The sequence below is a fragment of the Micromonospora inyonensis genome (genome assembly GCF_900091415.1).
Lineage (GTDB): Bacteria > Actinomycetota > Actinomycetes > Mycobacteriales > Micromonosporaceae > Micromonospora > Micromonospora inyonensis.
The window spans coordinates 673,067-690,561 of sequence record NZ_FMHU01000001.1 but is presented as its reverse complement, the minus strand read 5'-3'; the positions used below and the strand labels follow the sequence as shown (position 1 = coordinate 690,561).

The following is a 17,495-nucleotide window of genomic DNA, read 5'->3' as shown; positions in this document are numbered from 1 at the left end:
CCGTGGCCGGGCTGGGTCGGTACCAGGACGTCTGGCGGATTCCCGGAGCGCCGGTGCTGCTGATCATCGGCATCATCGGTCGGCTCGGGATCGGCATGACCTCGCTGGCGCTGCTGCTGCTGGTCGAGCAGACCACCGGAAGCTACGCGCTGGCCGCCGCCGCCGGGGCCGCGTACGCCGTCGCGGGTGCCGCGTGCAGCCCGGTCGCCGGCCGCGTCGCCGACCGGATCGGCCCCACCCCGGTCCTGCTCGCCACCGCGATCGCCCACCCGCTCGCCCTGGTCGGCCTGCTGCTGGCCGCCCGCGGCGGGGCCGAGTCGCTGCCCCTGATCTACGTGGCGTCCGGGCTGGCCGGTGCGACGTACCCGCCGCTCACCGCAGCGATCCGGGGCGCCTGGAACGACCTCACCACCATCGCCAGCGGTCGGTACCAGCTGCGCAGCACGGCGTTGGCCGCCGAGACCACCCTTCTCGAGGTCGTCTACGTCCTCGGCCCACTCCTGGTGGCCGGCTTCATGCTGGTCGCCGACGCCGGCGCCGCCCTGGTCGGGGCGGCCGTGGTCACCCTGGTCGGCACCAGCGTGGTCGGCCTCGGCCGGGTGATGCGCAACTGGCAGCCGCACCCCCGGCACGCCCACGCCAAAGGGCTCGGCCCACTACGGGCGCCCGGCTTCCCCGCCCTGCTGTTCTGCATCGCCCTGTTGGGCATCGCGTTCGGCGCGGCCGCGGTGACCGTGCCGGCGTACGCGACCGCCGCCACCGACGGCGACGCGGAGAGCCTCGCCGGTGTGCTGCTCGCCGTCTGGGCAGTGGGCAGCGCGGTCGGCGGCGTCTGGTTCGGCACCCGCCGCCCGGCGAAGAACCTGACCCGCCAGTTCGCCTGGCTGCTCGGCGGGGTGGGGGCCAGCTTCCTGGTCTTCGCGGCGATGCCCACCCCACTGGCGCTCGGCGTGGCGCTGGTGGTCGGGGGAGCGACCATCGCCCCCGCCCTCACCCTGGAGAACACCATGGTCGGCCGGGTCACCCCGGCCGGGATGCTCAACGAGGCGTACACCTGGGCGGTGACCGTGTCGGTCGGCGCGAGCGCCGCCGGCAGCGCGGCGGCCGGGCTGATCGTCGATCACGGCGGCGTCCCATGGGCCTTCGTTCTCTCCGGTGCGGCGGTCCTCGTCGCGGCCGGGGTCGCGGGCCGCCCCGGCGGCTCCATCGCCCGCGCCGAGGCCCAGGAAGGCCAGCATGGACGAGTGCGCCACCGTGGTCGCCATCGCTACCAGCCTGTGCACCGGCCAACTGCTCGCCGCCATCGCTTCCAGCCTGCGCACCGGCCAACCGCTCGCCGCCGACGCGGCCTGACCCGCTCGATCAGCCCCGCAGGTCGAGTACCCAGTGGTTGATGCGGAACAGTTGGTCGCGGAACGACATCTCCCGCTCGCCGGCCAGCGTGAAGCCCAGCCGTCGGCAGAGCCGGTTCGAGGGGGCGTTGTCGACGCCGGGGAAGGCGTGCACCACGCTCCACCGGCTGTCCCGGCGAGCCTCGTCCAGCACGCCCGACACCGCCCAGCGGGCGAGGCCCTGCCCCTGGTGCCCGGGGAGCACCATCCAGCCGATCTCCGCCGCCGCTGCCCCGTCGATCTCGTGCCGCCACAGGGCGACCGTGCCGGCGACCGTCTCCGGTACGGGCGAGTCCACCACGATCATCTTGACCATGCCGGCACCGCTGGCGACCAGCGCGAGGTCACGACCCACCTGGGACTCGGCCCGCTCCTCGGAGTACGGCCCGCCGAGGTGGGCCATCATCGCCGGGTCGCAGCGCATCCGCACGTACGCCGGACTGTCGCCCGGCTCGACGTCCCGTAACCGCATCCCCACGCCTTCCGGTCGTCGCAGGTCGGCCCGAAAGTCCCCTCCCGGTCGTCCTCGTCCGGATCCTTCGACGGCTGCCGCGTGACCCGGTCGGCCGGCACCTCCGGGTGCCGGCCGACCGGGTCGACGATCTGGTGCCGCGCGTCCTAGCGGTAGTTGGTGAACTGGAGGGCGACCCCGAAGTCCTCGGCCTTGAGCAGGGCGATGACCGCCTGGAGGTCGTCCTTCTTCTTGCCGGTGACGCGGAGCTGGTCGCCCTGGATCTGCGCCTGGACGCCCTTCGGCCCCTCGTCCCGGATCTTCTTGCTGATCGCCTTCGCCTTGTCGGAGTCGATGCCCTGGATCACCTTGCAGTCGATCTTGAAGACCTTGCCCGACGAACGCGGGTCCCCGGCGTCCAGCGACTTCATCGAGATGTTCCGCTTGACCAGCTTCTCCTTGAAGACGTCCAGCGCGGCGCGGACCCGCTCCTCGGTCTCCGCCTGGAGACTGATCGCCTCCTCGCCCGACCAGGAGATCTCCGCGCCGGTGCCCCGGAAGTCGAACCGCGTCGCGAGTTCCTTCTCCGCCTGACGGAGGGCGTTGTCGACCTCCTGACGGTCGACCTTGCTGACGATGTCGAACGACGGGTTCGCTGCCATGCTCATGCTCCTGCTTGTCCGGCTGGCTGACTCTGCTGCGGTCGAGCGGTACGACCCCCTGACCGTACCCGGTTGCACCGACCCGGGGTGGGGCCGCTATCCTTGCTCCGCTACCGCGTTACGACGCGGCGGCACGCCCTGGCGGGTTGCCCGAGCGGCCAATGGGAGCGGACTGTAAATCCGTCGCGAAAGCTACAGAGGTTCGAATCCTCTACCCGCCACCAGGTGCGAGAACGGCCCTTGACCAGCAGAGATGCCGGTCAAGGGCCGTTGTCGTAGGGTCTCGCTAAGTCTCACCTTGGGCCGCTGGATCTCGCTGGCTGTGTCGTATGTGTGTCGTCGGCCTCTTGCCGTGCTAGCCGAGGATGGTGGTCGTGGAGGTCCTTGCCCTCAGGGTCGATGCCTTGTCTCTGGAAGACATCCTTTCGGCGGCGGCACTTGTTGTCGGGCTGCTGGCGATCGTGGTGGGTGCTCTTGCTGCTCGGCGATGGGGTACGCGGAGGCGTCGGCTCATGTTCGATTGCACGGCTACTGCCCTAATTGCCGAAGGTAAGCTTGAGGGTTTCGCGAAGGGTGAGCTTAAGGTCACCTATCGCGGCGAGGAGATTAAGAATCCGTACTTGGTCCGAGTAGTTATCAAGAATGTTGGTCCGAGTGACGTCGGGAGCGCTCATTTTGACGGAGCTAGGCCCCTAACGGTCAGGCTGGAGTGCTCCTTCTTTGGCGTTATCGAGCAACCGGAGTCGGTGACCTCTGATTTTCATCCCAGCTACGGGGTGCTCATTACTTTCGAGCCTGCCTTGCTTCGGCGTCAAGAAGAGTGGGTCGTCGAAGCCATAGTTGGGGGTGTGCGTTTAGAACGTGATTACACCGGTAGGCCTGCCGCTCTACTGGCCGAACTTGGTTGTCCGTTGATCGATACGGATGTCACCAATCTGGCTGCTGAGCGGGTGAGGCGTGCGACGGAAGTTCCTATTCCTTAGCTCTGGGTTCCTCACTCTGCTGGTCTCTGCTGGTCAGTGCTGCTTCAATGCGGTCCCGCGCCGCCTTTTCTTGTCCATACAAGCACTTCGCGTAGACCCGCATGAGGACGTGCACGCTGTGCCCGGCCCACTCGGCGACCTGAGTAGCCGGCACCCCGGCGTTGAGCCACAGCGACACGGCGGCGTGCCGGAGGTCGTACGGACGCCGGGCCAGCGGTGAGCGTTGCTGGGCCGGCGTGAGCACCTTTGCCCGCGCGTCGCGCCATGCCTTGCCGTAGGTGTTGTTCGGGATCGGTTGACCTGCGGTCGGCACGTACCGTCCACCCGGGCCGCGCCGGGTGACGAATAGCTTGCCGTTCGATCCGGGCGGGTACTCCTTGAGGTGATGGTCGAGCAGCCGCACGAGCGGCGGCGGCACCGGCACATCCCGCGTGGCCGTCTTCGCTCGGTGCTTCAATCCGCGGTCCTCGGTGGTGTCGTTTCCGTCGCCCCAATCCCGGCCGATGGCCACCGTCGAGCCGGTCAGGTGCAGCACGCCCCACCCCCCTTGCTGGGCGGGCCGCTCGTATTCGTCTTCCCGTAGATGAAGCACTTCCTCGGGCCTGCAACGCGGCGTAGTACATGCATCCGAAGAACGCTTTTAACTCGGGCACGGTGCGCCCCACCTCGGCGATCAGCGCCCGTGCCTGATCGGGGTTGACCACCACCCGCCGGTCGACCTCGTCGGCGGTTTTCGGGGCGGTCCAACTCACGAGGGACATCGGGTGTGTGTCGAGTAGGCGCAGCTCGACGGCGTACTTGAGGGCACCGGAGAAGACGGCCCGTTTCCGGGCGATCGTGCTCGGTGAGGCGGGAGCGCCGTCCATCCGTAGGGCAAGGGTGTCGAGAGCCTTACGGACCAATGCGGCGTCGGTGAGCGCGGCCAGGTCGACGGTGTTGGCCTTGAGCCAGCGGACGGCGGCGGCGAGGTTGGCGGGCGGCTCCCCGGCGTCGCGCCGGGCCTTGTTGAACACCCACCCGTAAAGCGCGGCGCGTAGGGCCTTGTCGCTGGGTACGCCCCGGTCGGTCGCGAGCAGGGCAGGGGTGACCGTGGCCAGCGTTTCGGCAATTCCCTTGCGGTGCTTCGCCGATGCACGGGGCCACTTCATGTCGACGTACGCCACGGCGTGTTCGTACCAAGACCGGGCATTGAGCGCTCGTGCCATCGGCTCGGGTAGGCCGCTGGCCTCATCGAACGCGACGCCTTCCCGTTGGGCAACGACCAGCTTGGATCGGAAGCTCTCCGCCAGTGCGCGGGTGGCGAACGTGTCGCGGAACGGGCGACCGGCGACCTTCCACCGGACGGAGTACGAGTAGCCCTTGCTGAGCTGGTTCTTGAGGATGCTGTAGACCCGTACGTCATAGGTGCTCAAGCGGCCTCCTCGTGATCGTTGAGCCAGGCGTCGAGATCGCGGCGGCGGACGTACAGGCTGCCGTTCGGGTACTTGATGGTCTTCGGGGCGCGGCCGGTCGCCTTCCAGCGGAAGAAGGTCGAGCGGGGTACGCGGAGTTCGTCCAGGACTTCGGCGAGGGTGAGCAGGTTGCCGGTGGGGGTGGTGCGCTTCGGGCGGGCGGTCACGGGCGGCTGTCCTTCCTCGGGGTGGCGTCGAGGTAGATGCGGTGCCGGGTGGATGGGGGCCGGTCGGGGTAGGGCCGGCTGATGGTGCGAATGGTGAGAACGTGGGCGAGTGCGGTGAGAGCGGCGGCTGTCTCAGCGGGGGTGCCATGCAGCCTGATTCGCATGCAGAGCGCCTTCTACCGGCGGGTGTGCGGGTAGGGCGAACGGGGAGGTATAACCGCAGACCGGCGTAGAACGGCCCGCTGAGAGCGCCGTAGGGCCACGTTCCGGGGCGACCGGGTGTGAGGCTGTGGCCGGGTGCGGCTGAGGGCGTCTCAGCGGGCCGTTCTGATTGGGTCGGCTCCAGAGGGCGGCCGGTCGGGGTGTCCCGGTGGCCGGGGGGTATCCGTACCATCCGTACCAAGCTCGTTTTGCCTGGTCAGGGGCGGTACGGATTGGATCGAGGTACGGATTAATGCGTACCGGGGGCGGTGGTGAGGGTGCGTCGTGGTACGGATCGATCCGTACCAGCGGGGTAATCCGTACCGGGGATGACCTGCGGAAACGACGTTGGTACGGATGGTACGGATACCCCGGCCGAGGGGGTTTCGGGTGCGGGGCAGTAGCGCTGCCAGGCGTCGGTGAAGGCGTCGCGGTTGTAGCCCTTGGCCTGCCCGACCGGGAAGCGGAGCGTCTCGGAGCGGATGTCGAACTCTCGGAGCAGGTCGCCGAGTTTCTTGCCGGTGAGCCCGTTGGGGCCGCTGTCGGCCCACGGCGCTTCCGGGTCGCCGTTGAGCGCGGCGAGCAGGTCGGCGGTGGGCGCGGCGGGCGGGTCGCCGAGGGTGGTGAAGGCGGTGCGGATGTTGGCGAGCAGCCGTACCCGGTGGGAGACGTTGCCGGCTTCGTCTGCCTCAGCGGTCAGCGTGGTAACGGCCTGCCGGGCACGCTGGGGCCAGGTGCCCCCGGCCAGGTCGGCGACGGCCACCAGGGGTTCCCAGGTGTCGGCGGCCCGGTCCTCTACGGGCATGGGCGGCTCCGCGGCTTCGAGCGCGGTGAGGTGGGCGCGTAGCCATCCGGCGAGTTGCTGCGCGACGGCGCGGAGGGCGGGGCCGTCGCGGCGGTGCCGGTACGGGGCCACCGTCTCCCCGGGTGCCCGGCGGCGCATCCGGATCACCACGGCGCGATCCTCGATGGTGTCGGGCATCGCGCCGATACCGGCGAGTGCGGCCATGGCGAAGGTGGGGATCTTCTCCAGCTTCTGCGCGGAGGCGTCCCACCGGATCGCGGGTCGGTTGCGCTGGTGACCGGCGTTGAGCAGGCCGCGTAGGTCTTCGTTGGCGTCGGCGTTCTTCCCGCCAAACAGGGTGTCGGCTTCGTCTACGAGCAGGGTCGGCGGGTGGCCGGTGCCGATGGCCCGGTACACGGCGGCGGGTGAGGCGTTGACCGTGATCAGCGGGTCGTGGCAGCAGCCTTCGACCACGTCGAGCAGGCGGGATTTCCCGCACCGCTTTTCGGGTGCCCGGATCACCAGGCGGGGCGCGTGTGCCCACGCGGCTTGAGCGTGGGTGGCGGCGATCCACAGTGCGACGGCGTCGACGGCCTCGGGTGAGGGCAGGATGACGTACTTGGTGAGGCAGGTGTGCAGGGCGTCGAGGATCGCCGCGCCGTTGTGGGGCTGGTCGGTGATGCTGGTCGGGTTCATGCGGCGAGTCCTTCGGCGCGGAAGCCGCCGGTGATGGCGGCGCGGATGTCCCGGTCGGTCTGCTCAGCGGCGCGGCCGGCGGCGGTGAGGGCGGCTATCGCGTCGTCGCGAGTGATCGCGTCGGCGGCGACCATCCGAGCGACGCCACGGGCCGCGCCGTAGAGGGTCGTGCGGCGGCTGCCTTCCGGGGCCTCGGCGACGGTGTGCAGGTGCGCGGCGAGAAGCCGATCGGGGCAGGAGATGCCCCCCGCCGGGCGGGTGCTGGTCGGTTCGTGTGGCGTGGCCGGGGTCGGTGCCGGCGGGGCCGGTCGGCAGGCGTCAACCAGCGCGGGGGGCATCTCCTCCATCGCCCTGCCCGGTGCCCACCGGTAGGGGCGGCCGGTGCGCGGATGCACTGACGGCGGGAGCACGACGTACCCGCCGTCTGCCTTCACATCGATGCCGGGTCCCAACCCTTGGCCGGGCTTGCCCTGGCTGCACTGCACCGTGCCGCCGGGGTGCCGGTAGTACAGGTGCAGGCCACCGGACCCGGTCGCCACGTACGCGGTGGGCGGGAGCAGCCCACGGCCGATCAGCGTGTTCATGGTGTCCCGTCCACCGTGGCCGGGGTCGACGTCGACCACCACCGTGCCGGACGCCGCACCGGTCCGAAGAGCAAGCTGCCCGGTGGGCACGGCGTCGAGGATCGCGGCGACCCGGTCGGGGTCGGTGGTGGCGGCGTAGAAGCCGTGACAGGTCAGGCAAGGGCAGGCTTCCCGGTCATGGTCCGGGCCGGGGTCGGTGCAGGGCGGGCAGTTGGCGACGGGTCGTTTCGACCGGGCGAGCATGAAGACCGGCCACCCGTGGGTGGCGTAGTCGAGGGCGGCGGCGAGCAGCGGTGACGGGTTGGGCATGGGGCTCCTTTCCGGTGCGGGGATGGGGAGCGGGTTGGGTTCGGGTCGGCCGGCGAGAGCGGCCGGGGTGTGTGCGGGGCAGCGGGGGCCTTGGATGTAGCGGCGGACCCCGTCGGGGTTGTGGCAGTAGCGCCGGTCAACGCCGATCCAGTGCCCGCACCGGGTGCCGGTCGGGTTCATGCCGGGGCCCTTCCTTCCCGGTGTGGCGGTGGGTGGCCAGCGCCGGGCGGCGTCCGGCCACCAGGGGGTGAGCGCGCGGAGCGCGCCGCTCTGCCCTTCGGGTTAGCGGCGGTGGGTGAGCAGCGCCCACACGACGAAGCCGGCGACGGCGAGCACGAGCACGGCGGTGCCGGCGAGCCCGCCGAGGTCGCGCAGAAGCCAGCCGGTGACGCGGGCACGGGCAAGAGCGGCGTCGGCGTGCCAAGCAACCCGCTCGACGCGACGGCCGAGCGGTATACCGAGCGTGATGCCGAGGATGGTGCCGGCGGCGAGAGCGAGCAGGGCGACGGCGGCCAGGTTCATCGATCGACTCCTGTTGAGGGCAGGGCGGGGCGGCCGTGAATTTCACGTGTACTTCACGGCCGGTTTTTCTAGGTAGGGGGCCGTGTAATCGGCGTGAAGTTCACGGCAACTACACGGCCCCCGGGGTGGGTCGGTCAGGCGGTGCGCAGGATGCGGTAGCGGCCGTGACGGTTGACGGCCATCAGCAGCGGCCGGTCACCGACGGTGAGTTCCTTGAGTGCCTTGGTGAGCCACGGCGCGCCGTAGCCGGTCGCGGCGAGCACGTCGCCCAGGTCGGCCGGTCGTACCTCGGTCTGTCCCTGCTCGGCGAGCGCGGTGATGTGCTCCCGCAGGATCGTGCGGGCCTGTTCGGGGGTGGTCGGCTTGGGCAGGGCGAGGGAGAAACGGCGGGGCGTCGGGGTGGTGTCGAGTTCCTTGGAGGGGTCAACGTCGTCGGGCGGGTCGTTGGGGTTGACGCCGGGGCGGGTAGCCATGGCGGGTACCTCCTGCTCTGCGTCGCCCTCGACGGCCGGTGCCGGGGCCGGGGCCGCTCGGGGGTGGGGTGAGGGCTTGACGGTGTCGGTGGGCATGACGGGGGCCAGGGCTTTGGCCGTGACGGGGTCGAGTTGCTGGCGCACCTGTGCCCAGCCGGTGACGGCGGCGGCCAGGTCGCCGCGGTGGGCGAGTTCCGACCGGCAGGGGATGGGCCACCGGGCAGTGGGGATGCCCGGCGACTCGATGTACAGGTATCCGGGTTTGGTGCTGCCCCACGATTCGGGGGCCGCTCCGGCGTCGACGGTCTCGCTGGAGAGCGCCAACGACGGGTCATCGCGGCTGTCGATGCCGAAACAGACGTTCGTGGCGAACTGGCTGCGCAGCGACGTCGGCGCACGGTCATGCGTCCACCGCTGCTGAGACAGGACCAGGGAGATCCCCGCCGAGCGGGCGCGTTCGGCGACCTGAACGAGGGCGGGGTGGCCGGACCAGGCGGCGGATTCCTCCACCCACACCATCAGGTGCGACAGGGAACAGCCCGGCATCCACTCCGTCAGGTCCTCTTTGCCGAGGGCTTCGGTGCGGGCGGGGATGACCTTCTCGGCGAGGACGTCGAAGAACGCCTCAGCGTGCTCATCCTCGGTGACCAGCAGGGCAAGGCCGTCCTTGACCGGCTTGACCGTCTGGTCGCGCTTGACGGTGTCGACCACCACCAACGCCCCATCCGAGCGGGTCAGATAGTCCGTCATGACCACCAGGGCCCATTCGGTCTTACCCGACCCGGTCATGCCGGTCGCGCGGACGTGGGTGGCCGGGCGGACACCGGGCCGCCCGGTCAACCACAGCGCGACCGTCTCCCCGTCCTCGGCGACCCCGAACCGCAACGGGGCGTCCCCGACGGAGCGGCCGGGGGCCGACGGTCCGGCCCACGGGATGGTGTCGCGGAGCTGGTCGACCGGCACCACCTCGATACGGCCGGTGCGGACGCTGTCGGGGTCGCGGTGCACCCGCACCGCCGACGGGGCGACGTCGAGGGCCGAGGCGATCGATTCGCGGGAGCCTTCCACCTCCGACAGCGTTTCGCCGTGCGGCATGGTGATCGTGGCTTTGACCTTGGCGCCGTCGACCTTCGGCCGTCCGATCCGCGCGTCCTTGAGCGCGGCGACGGCCTCGGCGAGCCCGCCCCCGGTGGTGGCGGTGGTGGCCTGTTCGTCGCGGTTGGCCTTGGCCATCAGCCGCATCACCGCGACCGCGACGGATGCGGCGACGGTGCCACCAGCCCACAGGTCCAGCCACGGCCGTTCCCACGGCGCGCCGATGGTCGCGCCGAGCGCCCACGCCGAACCGGTAGCGGTCAGCAGCGTCGCCACGCGCTGACGGATGACGCCTCGGGCGCGGCCGGCGGCCCAGGTGAGGGCGGTCAGCCCGCCTCCGGCGGCGGTGATGCCGGCAGCGGCCCACGGGTTGGTGCCCCACCAGTGGTGCGACGCGGCGGCAGCCGGCCACGCCAGGGCGCACCCGGCGGGGCACACGAGGTAGGGCAGGGCAGCGGAGCGGAGGTCGATGCTGTAGGACATCGGCGACAGGCCACCGTTGCGGGGCATGCGGGAGGGGCGGGGCCGATTCATCGGCTACCACCGCCGTCGGTGAACCGGAAGTCGGTCTTGCGGGGGCGGTGGCCGACGGCTTCGAGTTCGGGGAGGTAGACGGCTTCGAAGCGGGTCGACGCGGTCACGATGTACTGCGACGCGACCACGAGGGCGTCGGAGGCGTGGGTGATGGGCTTGGCGACCTGGCGGGCGCGTGCCCGGCCGGTGAGTCCGCCGATGACCACCCCACCGGACACGGCCCGAAGGCGGGCGTCCAACTCAGAGGCGGTGACGCCGAGTTCGAGGGCGGCGGCGTGCAGGATGCGGCGGGTCTCGTTGAACCAGTGGGACAGGGCGACGTTGTCGGTGAGGGCGTCGGCACCGGTGAAGATGCCACGCTGATCGTTGATGCCTGCCATGCTGATGGTTCTCCTTCAAGGGGAGGGCCGGGCGCGGGTCGTTTCGAGGCGTGCCGCGCCCGGCGTAAAGCGGTGGGTGGGCCGGTCGGCCCCCGCACTCATCGGCCCGGCAGAGCGGGTCGACGGGCACGGCCGGGAGACCGGAGCTAGCCGAGGATCAGGGCGAGTAGGGCGGTGGCGGCGGTGCCGACCAGCCCGGCAAGCAGCAGGTCGACAGCCGTGCGAACCCTGCGGTACTTGGTCAAGGTGGCGGCGGACAGCCACACCAGGTATCGCGCCTGTTCCGCGCTGGCGATCAGGGGCGGCGCGGTGGCCTCGGTCATCAGGTCACCCGGCAGGGCGTTGGCGTAGCGGACCAGGCCGTGACTGCCGCCGAGGGACGGCCGGACGGCGTAGGCCAGCAGGGCGACCGCCGCGCCGACCAGCGCAACCGTGACCATCCCCGAGGCCAATGCCATCCGGGGCAGATCGGTGCGCGCGAGGACGGCCACACCGACCGTGAGGGCCGCACCGGCAACCGCCATCAGCATGGATGCCTTGCTGTCGACACGGACCAATTCGGCCCGCACTTCCGCCTGCCGGGCGGTGAACCATTCCGGGGCGGGTACTGGCACCATCAGAGGTGCCCTCCTCTCATCAAGGGGCGGGTGCAAGGCCGGCGGCACAGCGGGTTGTCTAGGCCGTGTGCTGTGCCGCCGGGCGGGGCTACTCGGTGGTCTTACGGCGGCCGGTGACCAGCAGCGCGGCCGAAGCCATGACCATCAGCCCATCGACCGCGAGAGGACCGATGGCGACGGTGAGCGGGTCTTCGCCGAAGTGCGCCAGCAGCCCGGACAGGTGCCGGTACGACACGACAGCGGCGACCACAGCCACCGGCAGGACACCGGAGACGCGGGCGATGAACGATCCGACGCTGTCGCCCCACGGGATGCGGGTCAGGATCTCCACCGCCACGAACAACGCGACCGGCCAGAACACCGACAGCGCCACCGCGAGCGGGGACGGCGACCACGACGGGTCCGGCACCCACCCGGCGGGCGCGTCCGGGGGCGGCTTCGGTAGGTAGGTGTGCGCGACGTTCGCCGCGATCGACACCACCCCTCCGAGGACCACCCCGACGTACGCCCAACCCCGACCCGCACCACGGGGTGCCGGCACGTCCGGCGCGATCTTCGCGCCCGGGTGTCTGACCGCCGTGACCTGCTTGGTCGGCGCGAAGGACCGGGGCGGGTTGGTGGCCGTCGGGGTGTGGTCGGTGTCGACGTGTGCCCGGGTGTCCGGGGCGGCGTCGACCAGGTCCCGGGCGACCGACCGGACGTAGTCGGTGGCCTCCGGGTTGTCGGCCACCCGGCGGGCCACCTCGGTGACGTCGACCGACGTGCCACCGGTACCGCCCCGCACCAGGTTGTAGGTGCGGGCCTGCTCGGTCCGGTCGTCGGCCGGGTCCGGGCCGATCGGCTCCGGAAAGTCGAACGCGACCGGGACCGGCTTGGCCGTGCGGGTATCGGGGCGGGTCAGTCGGCCGTCCCGTTCGGCGTGGTCGAGGTCCCGGCGGATGCCCTCGTTCATCAGCAGCGCGCGCAGGGCGTCGGCCTTGGGTGCGCCGATGTGGAACTCCCGCATCAGCCGGTTACGCGACGGCAGCTTCTGCCCCTCGGGCAGCTCCAACGCGCGGGCCGCCGGAAGCAGGTCTTCCACCGGCTGCGGGTAGCGGGTGCCGTTGATCGTGGGAGCGGTCATCAGGCCACCGCCACATCGGTCAGCGCGGTCACCGTGGCCGGGTTCAGCGGCGGCACGTCGACGGGCTCGACGGCGTCGGCGTAGATCTCCCAGCCGTGCCACGTGGGGTAGGCGTTCATGGACCGGACCGGTCGACCCTCGTGGTCAACGCGCTCCCGCTCGGCGGCGAGCAGGTCCGGAGCGTTCAGGCCGGCAGCGTCGAGCCAGGCGCGCAGTTCCGCGACCGTGGCGAACGTGAAGGCCATGGAACTGCCGTCGCTGTGCACGCGGATAGCGGTCGGAGCGGCGAGCAACAGCAGCTCAGCCATCACCGCGCGGTGGGGCTTGCGGGCGGTCATCGCAGGGTCTCCTTCATCCTCGGGGTCGGCTTGTTCAGGGCGTGGCCGATGGCGAACGGGGCGAGCATCACGGCCGGGCCGCCGAGCAGGATCAGCAGCAGAACCAGCAGGGTCATCGGGGGCCTCCGGGGGCGCAGTCGACGCACTCGCCGAGCGAGCGCGGAATGCAGTAGGGCTGCACGGTGCGGCACGTCGGGCACGTCTTGCGGGCCGTCAGCGCGGCGCGGACGGCGCGGAGTTGGGCGGGGGTGGCGGTGCGCTTCGGGCGGGCCAGGTCGACCCGGTACAGGTAGGCGGCGCGGATACCGCCGACGCCGCGCCAAAGGATCTGCGCGGCCACCGGCTGACCGGCGGGCCGCAGCCCGGCGGCGCGGAGTTGGCGGCGGGTGGCGTAGCCGGCGGGTGCGCCGTGCCACCAGTAGGTGGGGATGCCGTACCGCGACCCATCCGGGTCGTGGAACACGGCGCGGATGCGGGACATCAGGCCGCGCGAGGCAGGCCGGCCCGGCACCCGTCTTCGGTCCGGTGGAGGACCTGCTCACCACCACAGGCGTTGCACCGGACGATGTCGCAGCGGTAGCCGCAGCCGGTCGAGCCGACCACGTCCAGGCGGTGCGGCACGCAGCCGTCGGCGTGCCAGGGCGGGCGGACCCCCGTGGCGGCGGCGCGGGTGACGCGGGCCTCGGCGCGGCGCACCCGTCGCCAGTCCAGCGGGGACGGGCCGCCGTGGTCGACGGCGTAGAGCAGGCTGATCTCAGCGTCGAGCAGGTCCAACTCAGCCGCGATCAGCGGCCACTCGACGTCGATCGCGGCCAGGTCGACGGGCGACGGGCCGTGCTGGTCGTCGTGGTTCACTTCGCTCGATTCCTTCCGGTACGGCGAGAGCGCGACGGCTGCCGGCAGGGCCGGCAGTGACGCTCATCGGGGGCCAGCGGGGCGAGGTCTCCGCACCCGAGGCAGGCGCGCCACACGGCGCGGGACTTCGTCGTGACACGCACACACGCGGCGAGCACGGTCATAGCGGGATCACCTCTCCCCAGGTCAGATCAGGTGGGACAGCCACGGCCGGGAGCACGCCGGTTGGCGGCTGGCCGTGGCTGGTGAATGGGTGGCAGAAGCGATGCCGCGCGCCGGACCGGTCCACTCGACCCGCTCGCCCGGGACCTACCGGGGTCGGCCACCATGTGGCTCAAGGCGGGCATACCGCAGACGGATCTACGCGGCGCTCCTGCTCTGAAGTTGTCAATGAACCTGCGCCCGGCAGCCCGTACGCGAACGCCGCAGCCGAAGCCGCAACGCCGACGCCGTCAACCATCCGGCTTGTCGTTCCTGGCTAGCCAGGTGCGATGAAATGACGGTAGGGGTGCCTGGCTAGTCAGGTCAAGATGGCGCGGCAGACTTTCTTGGCTTGGCTAGTCAGCGGTACCGTGGGTGAGTGAGCGAGAACCTTGACTTCCTCGGCCAGCTAGACCCCGACGACCCGAAACAGGCGTCGCAGCAGATCGCCAACAAGCTGCGGGCCGCCATCCTCACGCGCCGACTCGCCCCCGGCGACAAGCTGCCGTCACAGCCCGAGCTAGCAGCGCGCTACGGCGTCGCACGGGAGACCGTCAAGCGGGCTCTGGACCTGCTCCGGGCAGAGCGGCTGATCGTGTCCCGGCAGGGCAGCGGCGCGTTCGTTCGCGCACAGACACAGCGGGCCGTCGAGCTGCGCCCGCACATTGAAGCCACGTTCGAGCGGCCTCACGTCACGATCGACTTCGCCGGCTTCTCTGGCGAGACCTTGCGCGACGCGCTCGCCGAAGCGCTCGACAAGGTGCGGGTCGGCCGGCTTGCACCGGAAACGATCGCGGTGCGAGTCCTGATCTCCGACATGACCGTACCGATGGCGCTACCCGCACGGGCCGAAACCCAGGCCGACGACCCAGCCGTACGCGAACGCGCCGAGCGGATCACCCGCCGGGCGGCGGACGGGATCATCGACCAGGTCACCGAGCTGGGCGACCTCGGCCTGATCCGGTCGGCCACCGTCGAAGTACGGATGCACCGGGCGTCTCCGCTGTTCAAGCTCTACATCCTCAACGGTGAGGAAGTCTTCTACGGCTTCTACCCGGTCGTTGAGCGCACCGTCTCCGTCAAGGGTGAGCCCATAGCGATCTACGACCTGATGGGCAAGGACGTGCCGCTGTTCCACTACGCGGTGACCGATGACGACGCCTCCCACGGCACGCAGTTCGTGGAAGCGTCCCGCCAGTGGTTCGACTCGGTGTGGTCGACCATCGCCTACCGGTACGACGGATGAACGCCGAGCTTGACCGGCTACTAGCCGGGGTCGGCGCGATCCTGCTCGACTTCGACGGGCCGGTGTGCAGCATTTTCGCCAATCACCCAGCGCCGAAGGTTGCCGCCGAACTGGCCAACGTGCTGCGGCGGCACGGGGTCGACGTGCCGCCCGACCTCGCCAGCGAACCGGACCCACTAGAGGTGCTACGCCGCACCGGCGCAACTGGCAACCAGGACGCCACGCGGGCCGTGGAGGATGCGCTTTGCGCGGCTGAGCGCCGGGCCGTCGAGACTGCCGAACCGACGCCGTACGGCCGGGAGGTCATTGTGTCTGCTCAGCAGGCCGGCATGCCGGTCGCGGTGGTCAGCAACAACTCTGCCGGCGCGATAACCGCCTACCTGGCAGCGCACCGGCTCGCCGGGCACGTGTCGCCAGTGGTCGGCCGAGCGTACGCCGACCCGACCCACATGAAGCCCAACCCCGCCCCGATCCTGCAAGCCGTGGGGGCCGTCGGCGAGCCGCCGAGCCGGTGCGTGCTGGTCGGTGACTCGCTCTCGGATATCGACGGGGCGCATGCCGCCGGGGTACGGGTGATCGGTTACGCGAACCGACCACGCAAGGTCGAAGCGTTCCGGGCAGCCGGGGCGGACGTAGTGATCACGAGCATGGGGGATCTTGCGTATGTCTTGCTCGGTGCCGAGGTGGACGAGATGCGCTAGAAGGTAAGGGTGGAGTTACCGGTAGTTCAACCCTCATCCCGGCCCGACGCTGCCATAGCGGTCACCCCTCTCCCAGCTACCGACAGTCCAGTGCCAGGGCTGCGGCTCTGGGGTATCCGCCGGTCAATCACTCTGGCTGTTGCAGCCGCATTGTTGCTGGTCGGGACCATGGTTGCCGCAGCACTTTGGTACGGAGGTTGGCCGAGTATCAAGCGTGACGCGACCGTTACACCGGCTACGCTGTTCGACCTCTTGAAGCTTGTCTTCGCCGTTGTGGCGGGCATTGGCGGCGTCGCCGCCTTGGTGGTCGCCTATCGCCGGCAGCGAGTTGCGGAGCACACGAGCGCGTTGGCCGAGTTTGCACATCAGTTGGCACACGCCGCTGACATGCGAGCCGAAGCCACTAAGGCCCTTGCTGAGGCGGCCGATGAACGGGCAAAGATAGAAACGGACCGCAACGGTGTCCGGTTGTTCAATGAGCGGTTCGCCAAAGCTTCGGAGCAACTGGGATCGGAGAAGGCTGCGGTACGCCTGGCTGGGGTGTACGCCATGGCTGGACTAGCTGACGACTGGCCCGAAGGTCGTCAGACCTGCATCGATGTTCTCTGCGCTTACCTGAGGATGCCGTACGAGCCGCCGCCTCCCCCCGTTAGAGACGTGCAATCGTTCGTTCCTATAGGCGCTTCGCCAGAAGTAGAGCAAAAGACTCTTTCTTCGCTGCAAGAGAAGGAAGTGCGCAAGACCGTTATCCGCACCATAGCGGCGCGTCTGCGCATGTCGAGGGGTGGCCCAAATTCGTGGAGAGGATGTGACCTCGACTTTACGGGTGCAATCCTAGACGAAGCTGACTTCAGTCGCGCCAAGTTTGAGGGCGGACATGTCTCCTTCAGCGGGGCCACCTTCGTGCTTGGAAAAGTCTCCTTTGCTGCCGCGCGTTTCGGTAAAGGGCTGGTGTCCTTTGAGGCGGCGAAATTCCTTACCACTTCAAGGGCCTCCTTTGAGGGGGCAACTTTCCAAGGAGGAATGGTTTCCTTTGATGAGTCGGAGTTTGCGGGAGGGGTGGTGTCCTTTGACGAGGCGACCTTCGACGGCTCAATTGTGACATTTGATGACGCTGACTTAACGGGTGGCTGGTTGTCGTTCGACGAGGCGCAATTTAAACATGGCTCGGTTTCCTTTGATGAGGTTGATTTCGGTTCGGGCTACGTGTCCTTCGACAACGCGGCCTTCATGGGCAGTAAGGTGACGTTCGAAAATGCGGCCTTCCGGGGTGGAAGGACCCATTTTCGAGAGGCGGAATTTAGTGGTGGTGCTTTGATCTTTGATGATGCGGAATTCACGGGCGCGGACGTTGCCTTCAGTGGCGCAAGGTTCTCTGGAGGCAGGGTGGATCTAGGTGGGGCCAGCTTTGGGCAGCCCCCGACTTTTGACCCCTGGGAGGGCGGTAGGCCACCGGAAGGGCTGATCCTGCCGTAGGCCGCTTGTGTCGCATCCGTGTCGCCGGATGGGGAGGGCGAGGCTAAATGCCTGGTCAGAGACTTGGGTGTGGCGCTCTGTAAATCCGTCGCGAAAGCTACAGAGGTTCGAATCCTCTACCCGCCACCAGGTGCGATTAAGGCCCTTGACCTGCGGAAACGCTGGGTTGAGGGCCTTCGCCGTCTGCGGCTCGTTTGACCCTGGTCGACCCCGCTGGACCCTCTGATCGGGCACGTAGCGGACACGTCCGTCGAC

At 69.7% G+C, this 17,495-nt stretch carries 19 protein-coding genes, 1 tRNA gene and 1 pseudogene; 6 read left to right on the top strand and 15 right to left on the bottom strand.

Features of this window, described 5'->3' with window-relative positions; genetic code table 11:
* Positions 1-2 precede the first annotated feature (2 nt).
* On the top strand, positions 3-1,394 hold the full coding sequence (locus GA0074694_RS02980; protein ID WP_141713950.1) for an MFS transporter: 1,392 nt from the start codon (positions 3-5) through the stop codon (positions 1,392-1,394).
* Here the strand turns inward: GA0074694_RS02980 and GA0074694_RS02975 are convergent.
* Together GA0074694_RS02975 and GA0074694_RS02970 are read right to left on the bottom strand one after the other, a co-directional pair.
* Positions 1,363-1,863: a GNAT family N-acetyltransferase gene (locus GA0074694_RS02975; protein WP_091452040.1), complete on the bottom strand. Its 501-nt coding sequence runs from the start codon at positions 1,861-1,863 to the stop codon at positions 1,363-1,365. The genes GA0074694_RS02980 and GA0074694_RS02975 overlap by 32 nt on opposite strands.
* 146 nt (positions 1,864-2,009) lie before the next feature.
* A complete protein-coding gene (locus GA0074694_RS02970; RefSeq protein WP_088985513.1) occupies positions 2,010-2,504 on the bottom strand; it encodes a YajQ family cyclic di-GMP-binding protein in 495 nt (164 codons plus the stop codon).
* Between the two features lie 140 nt (positions 2,505-2,644).
* Here GA0074694_RS02970 and GA0074694_RS02965 point away from each other — a divergent pair.
* Together GA0074694_RS02965 and GA0074694_RS30630 are read left to right on the top strand one after the other, a co-directional pair.
* Positions 2,645-2,728: transfer RNA gene (locus tag GA0074694_RS02965), tRNA-Tyr, on the top strand.
* Positions 2,729-2,878: 150 nt separating this feature from the next.
* Positions 2,879-3,487: a hypothetical protein gene (locus GA0074694_RS30630; protein ID WP_141713949.1), complete on the top strand. Its 609-nt coding sequence runs from the start codon at positions 2,879-2,881 to the stop codon at positions 3,485-3,487.
* On the opposite strand, the pseudogene GA0074694_RS02960 reads toward GA0074694_RS30630, so the two are convergent.
* The 13 genes and pseudogenes from GA0074694_RS02960 to GA0074694_RS02905 all read right to left on the bottom strand — a co-directional run bounded on the left by GA0074694_RS02960 (position 3,477) and on the right by GA0074694_RS02905 (position 13,616).
* Positions 3,477-4,899, bottom strand: a pseudogene (locus GA0074694_RS02960) (tyrosine-type recombinase/integrase). The gene GA0074694_RS30630 and the pseudogene GA0074694_RS02960 sit on opposite strands and share 11 nt — an antisense overlap.
* A complete protein-coding gene (locus GA0074694_RS02955) occupies positions 4,896-5,105 on the bottom strand; it encodes a helix-turn-helix transcriptional regulator (protein ID WP_091452037.1) in 210 nt (69 codons plus the stop codon). The pseudogene GA0074694_RS02960 and the gene GA0074694_RS02955 overlap by 4 nt, the downstream one beginning before the upstream one ends.
* Positions 5,102-5,269 carry a hypothetical protein gene (locus GA0074694_RS31355; RefSeq protein ID WP_176737757.1) on the bottom strand — a complete coding sequence of 56 codons (168 nt, stop codon included), beginning with the start codon at positions 5,267-5,269 and terminating at the stop codon, positions 5,102-5,104. Before GA0074694_RS31355 ends, GA0074694_RS02955 begins: the two co-directional genes overlap by 4 nt.
* Before the next feature lie 287 nt (positions 5,270-5,556).
* The gene (locus GA0074694_RS02950) at positions 5,557-6,786 is read right to left on the bottom strand and encodes a DUF3631 domain-containing protein (RefSeq protein ID WP_091452034.1); all 1,230 of its coding nucleotides are present in this window, start codon (positions 6,784-6,786) and stop codon (positions 5,557-5,559) included.
* Positions 6,783-7,679 (bottom strand): bifunctional DNA primase/polymerase, encoded by an 897-nt coding sequence (locus GA0074694_RS02945; protein ID WP_091452031.1) that lies wholly within the window; start codon positions 7,677-7,679, stop codon positions 6,783-6,785. Before GA0074694_RS02945 ends, GA0074694_RS02950 begins: the two co-directional genes overlap by 4 nt.
* A gap of 282 nt (positions 7,680-7,961) precedes the next feature.
* Positions 7,962-8,201, bottom strand: coding sequence for a hypothetical protein (locus GA0074694_RS02940; protein ID WP_091452028.1), 240 nt, complete (start codon positions 8,199-8,201; stop codon positions 7,962-7,964).
* 134 nt (positions 8,202-8,335) lie between these two features.
* Positions 8,336-10,303, bottom strand: coding sequence for an FtsK/SpoIIIE domain-containing protein (locus GA0074694_RS02935; protein WP_245714522.1), 1,968 nt, complete (start codon positions 10,301-10,303; stop codon positions 8,336-8,338).
* Entirely contained in the window at positions 10,300-10,683 is a 384-nt protein-coding gene (locus GA0074694_RS02930) for a hypothetical protein (protein WP_091452025.1), read from the bottom strand. The genes GA0074694_RS02935 and GA0074694_RS02930 overlap by 4 nt, the downstream gene beginning before the upstream one ends.
* 146 nt (positions 10,684-10,829) lie before the next feature.
* A complete protein-coding gene (locus GA0074694_RS02925; protein WP_091452022.1) occupies positions 10,830-11,300 on the bottom strand; it encodes a Pycsar system effector family protein in 471 nt (156 codons plus the stop codon).
* An 88-nt stretch (positions 11,301-11,388) separates the two neighbouring features.
* Entirely contained in the window at positions 11,389-12,423 is a 1,035-nt protein-coding gene (locus tag GA0074694_RS02920; protein WP_091452020.1) for a DUF2637 domain-containing protein, read from the bottom strand.
* Entirely contained in the window at positions 12,423-12,761 is a 339-nt protein-coding gene (locus GA0074694_RS02915) for a hypothetical protein (RefSeq protein WP_245714521.1), read from the bottom strand. Before GA0074694_RS02915 ends, GA0074694_RS02920 begins: the two co-directional genes overlap by 1 nt.
* Positions 12,762-12,873: 112 nt before the next feature.
* Positions 12,874-13,242: an RRQRL motif-containing zinc-binding protein gene (locus GA0074694_RS02910; RefSeq protein WP_091458554.1), complete on the bottom strand. Its 369-nt coding sequence runs from the start codon at positions 13,240-13,242 to the stop codon at positions 12,874-12,876.
* Complete coding sequence (locus GA0074694_RS02905) at positions 13,242-13,616, bottom strand: DUF6284 family protein (protein WP_091452016.1); 375 nt, start codon at positions 13,614-13,616, stop codon at positions 13,242-13,244. The genes GA0074694_RS02910 and GA0074694_RS02905 overlap by 1 nt, the downstream gene beginning before the upstream one ends.
* 580 nt (positions 13,617-14,196) lie before the next feature.
* Between GA0074694_RS02905 and GA0074694_RS02900 the strand changes: the two genes are divergently transcribed.
* From GA0074694_RS02900 to GA0074694_RS02890, 3 genes are all read left to right on the top strand, one after another.
* Complete coding sequence (locus GA0074694_RS02900; RefSeq protein WP_091452013.1) at positions 14,197-15,063, top strand: GntR family transcriptional regulator; 867 nt, start codon at positions 14,197-14,199, stop codon at positions 15,061-15,063.
* On the top strand, positions 15,060-15,764 hold the full coding sequence (locus tag GA0074694_RS02895) for an HAD family hydrolase (protein WP_091452010.1): 705 nt from the start codon (positions 15,060-15,062) through the stop codon (positions 15,762-15,764). The genes GA0074694_RS02900 and GA0074694_RS02895 overlap by 4 nt, the downstream gene beginning before the upstream one ends.
* 90 nt (positions 15,765-15,854) lie before the next feature.
* Positions 15,855-17,240, top strand: a complete 1,386-nt coding sequence (locus GA0074694_RS02890) for a pentapeptide repeat-containing protein (protein WP_141713948.1) — start codon at positions 15,855-15,857, stop codon at positions 17,238-17,240.
* Positions 17,241-17,495 lie beyond the last annotated feature (255 nt).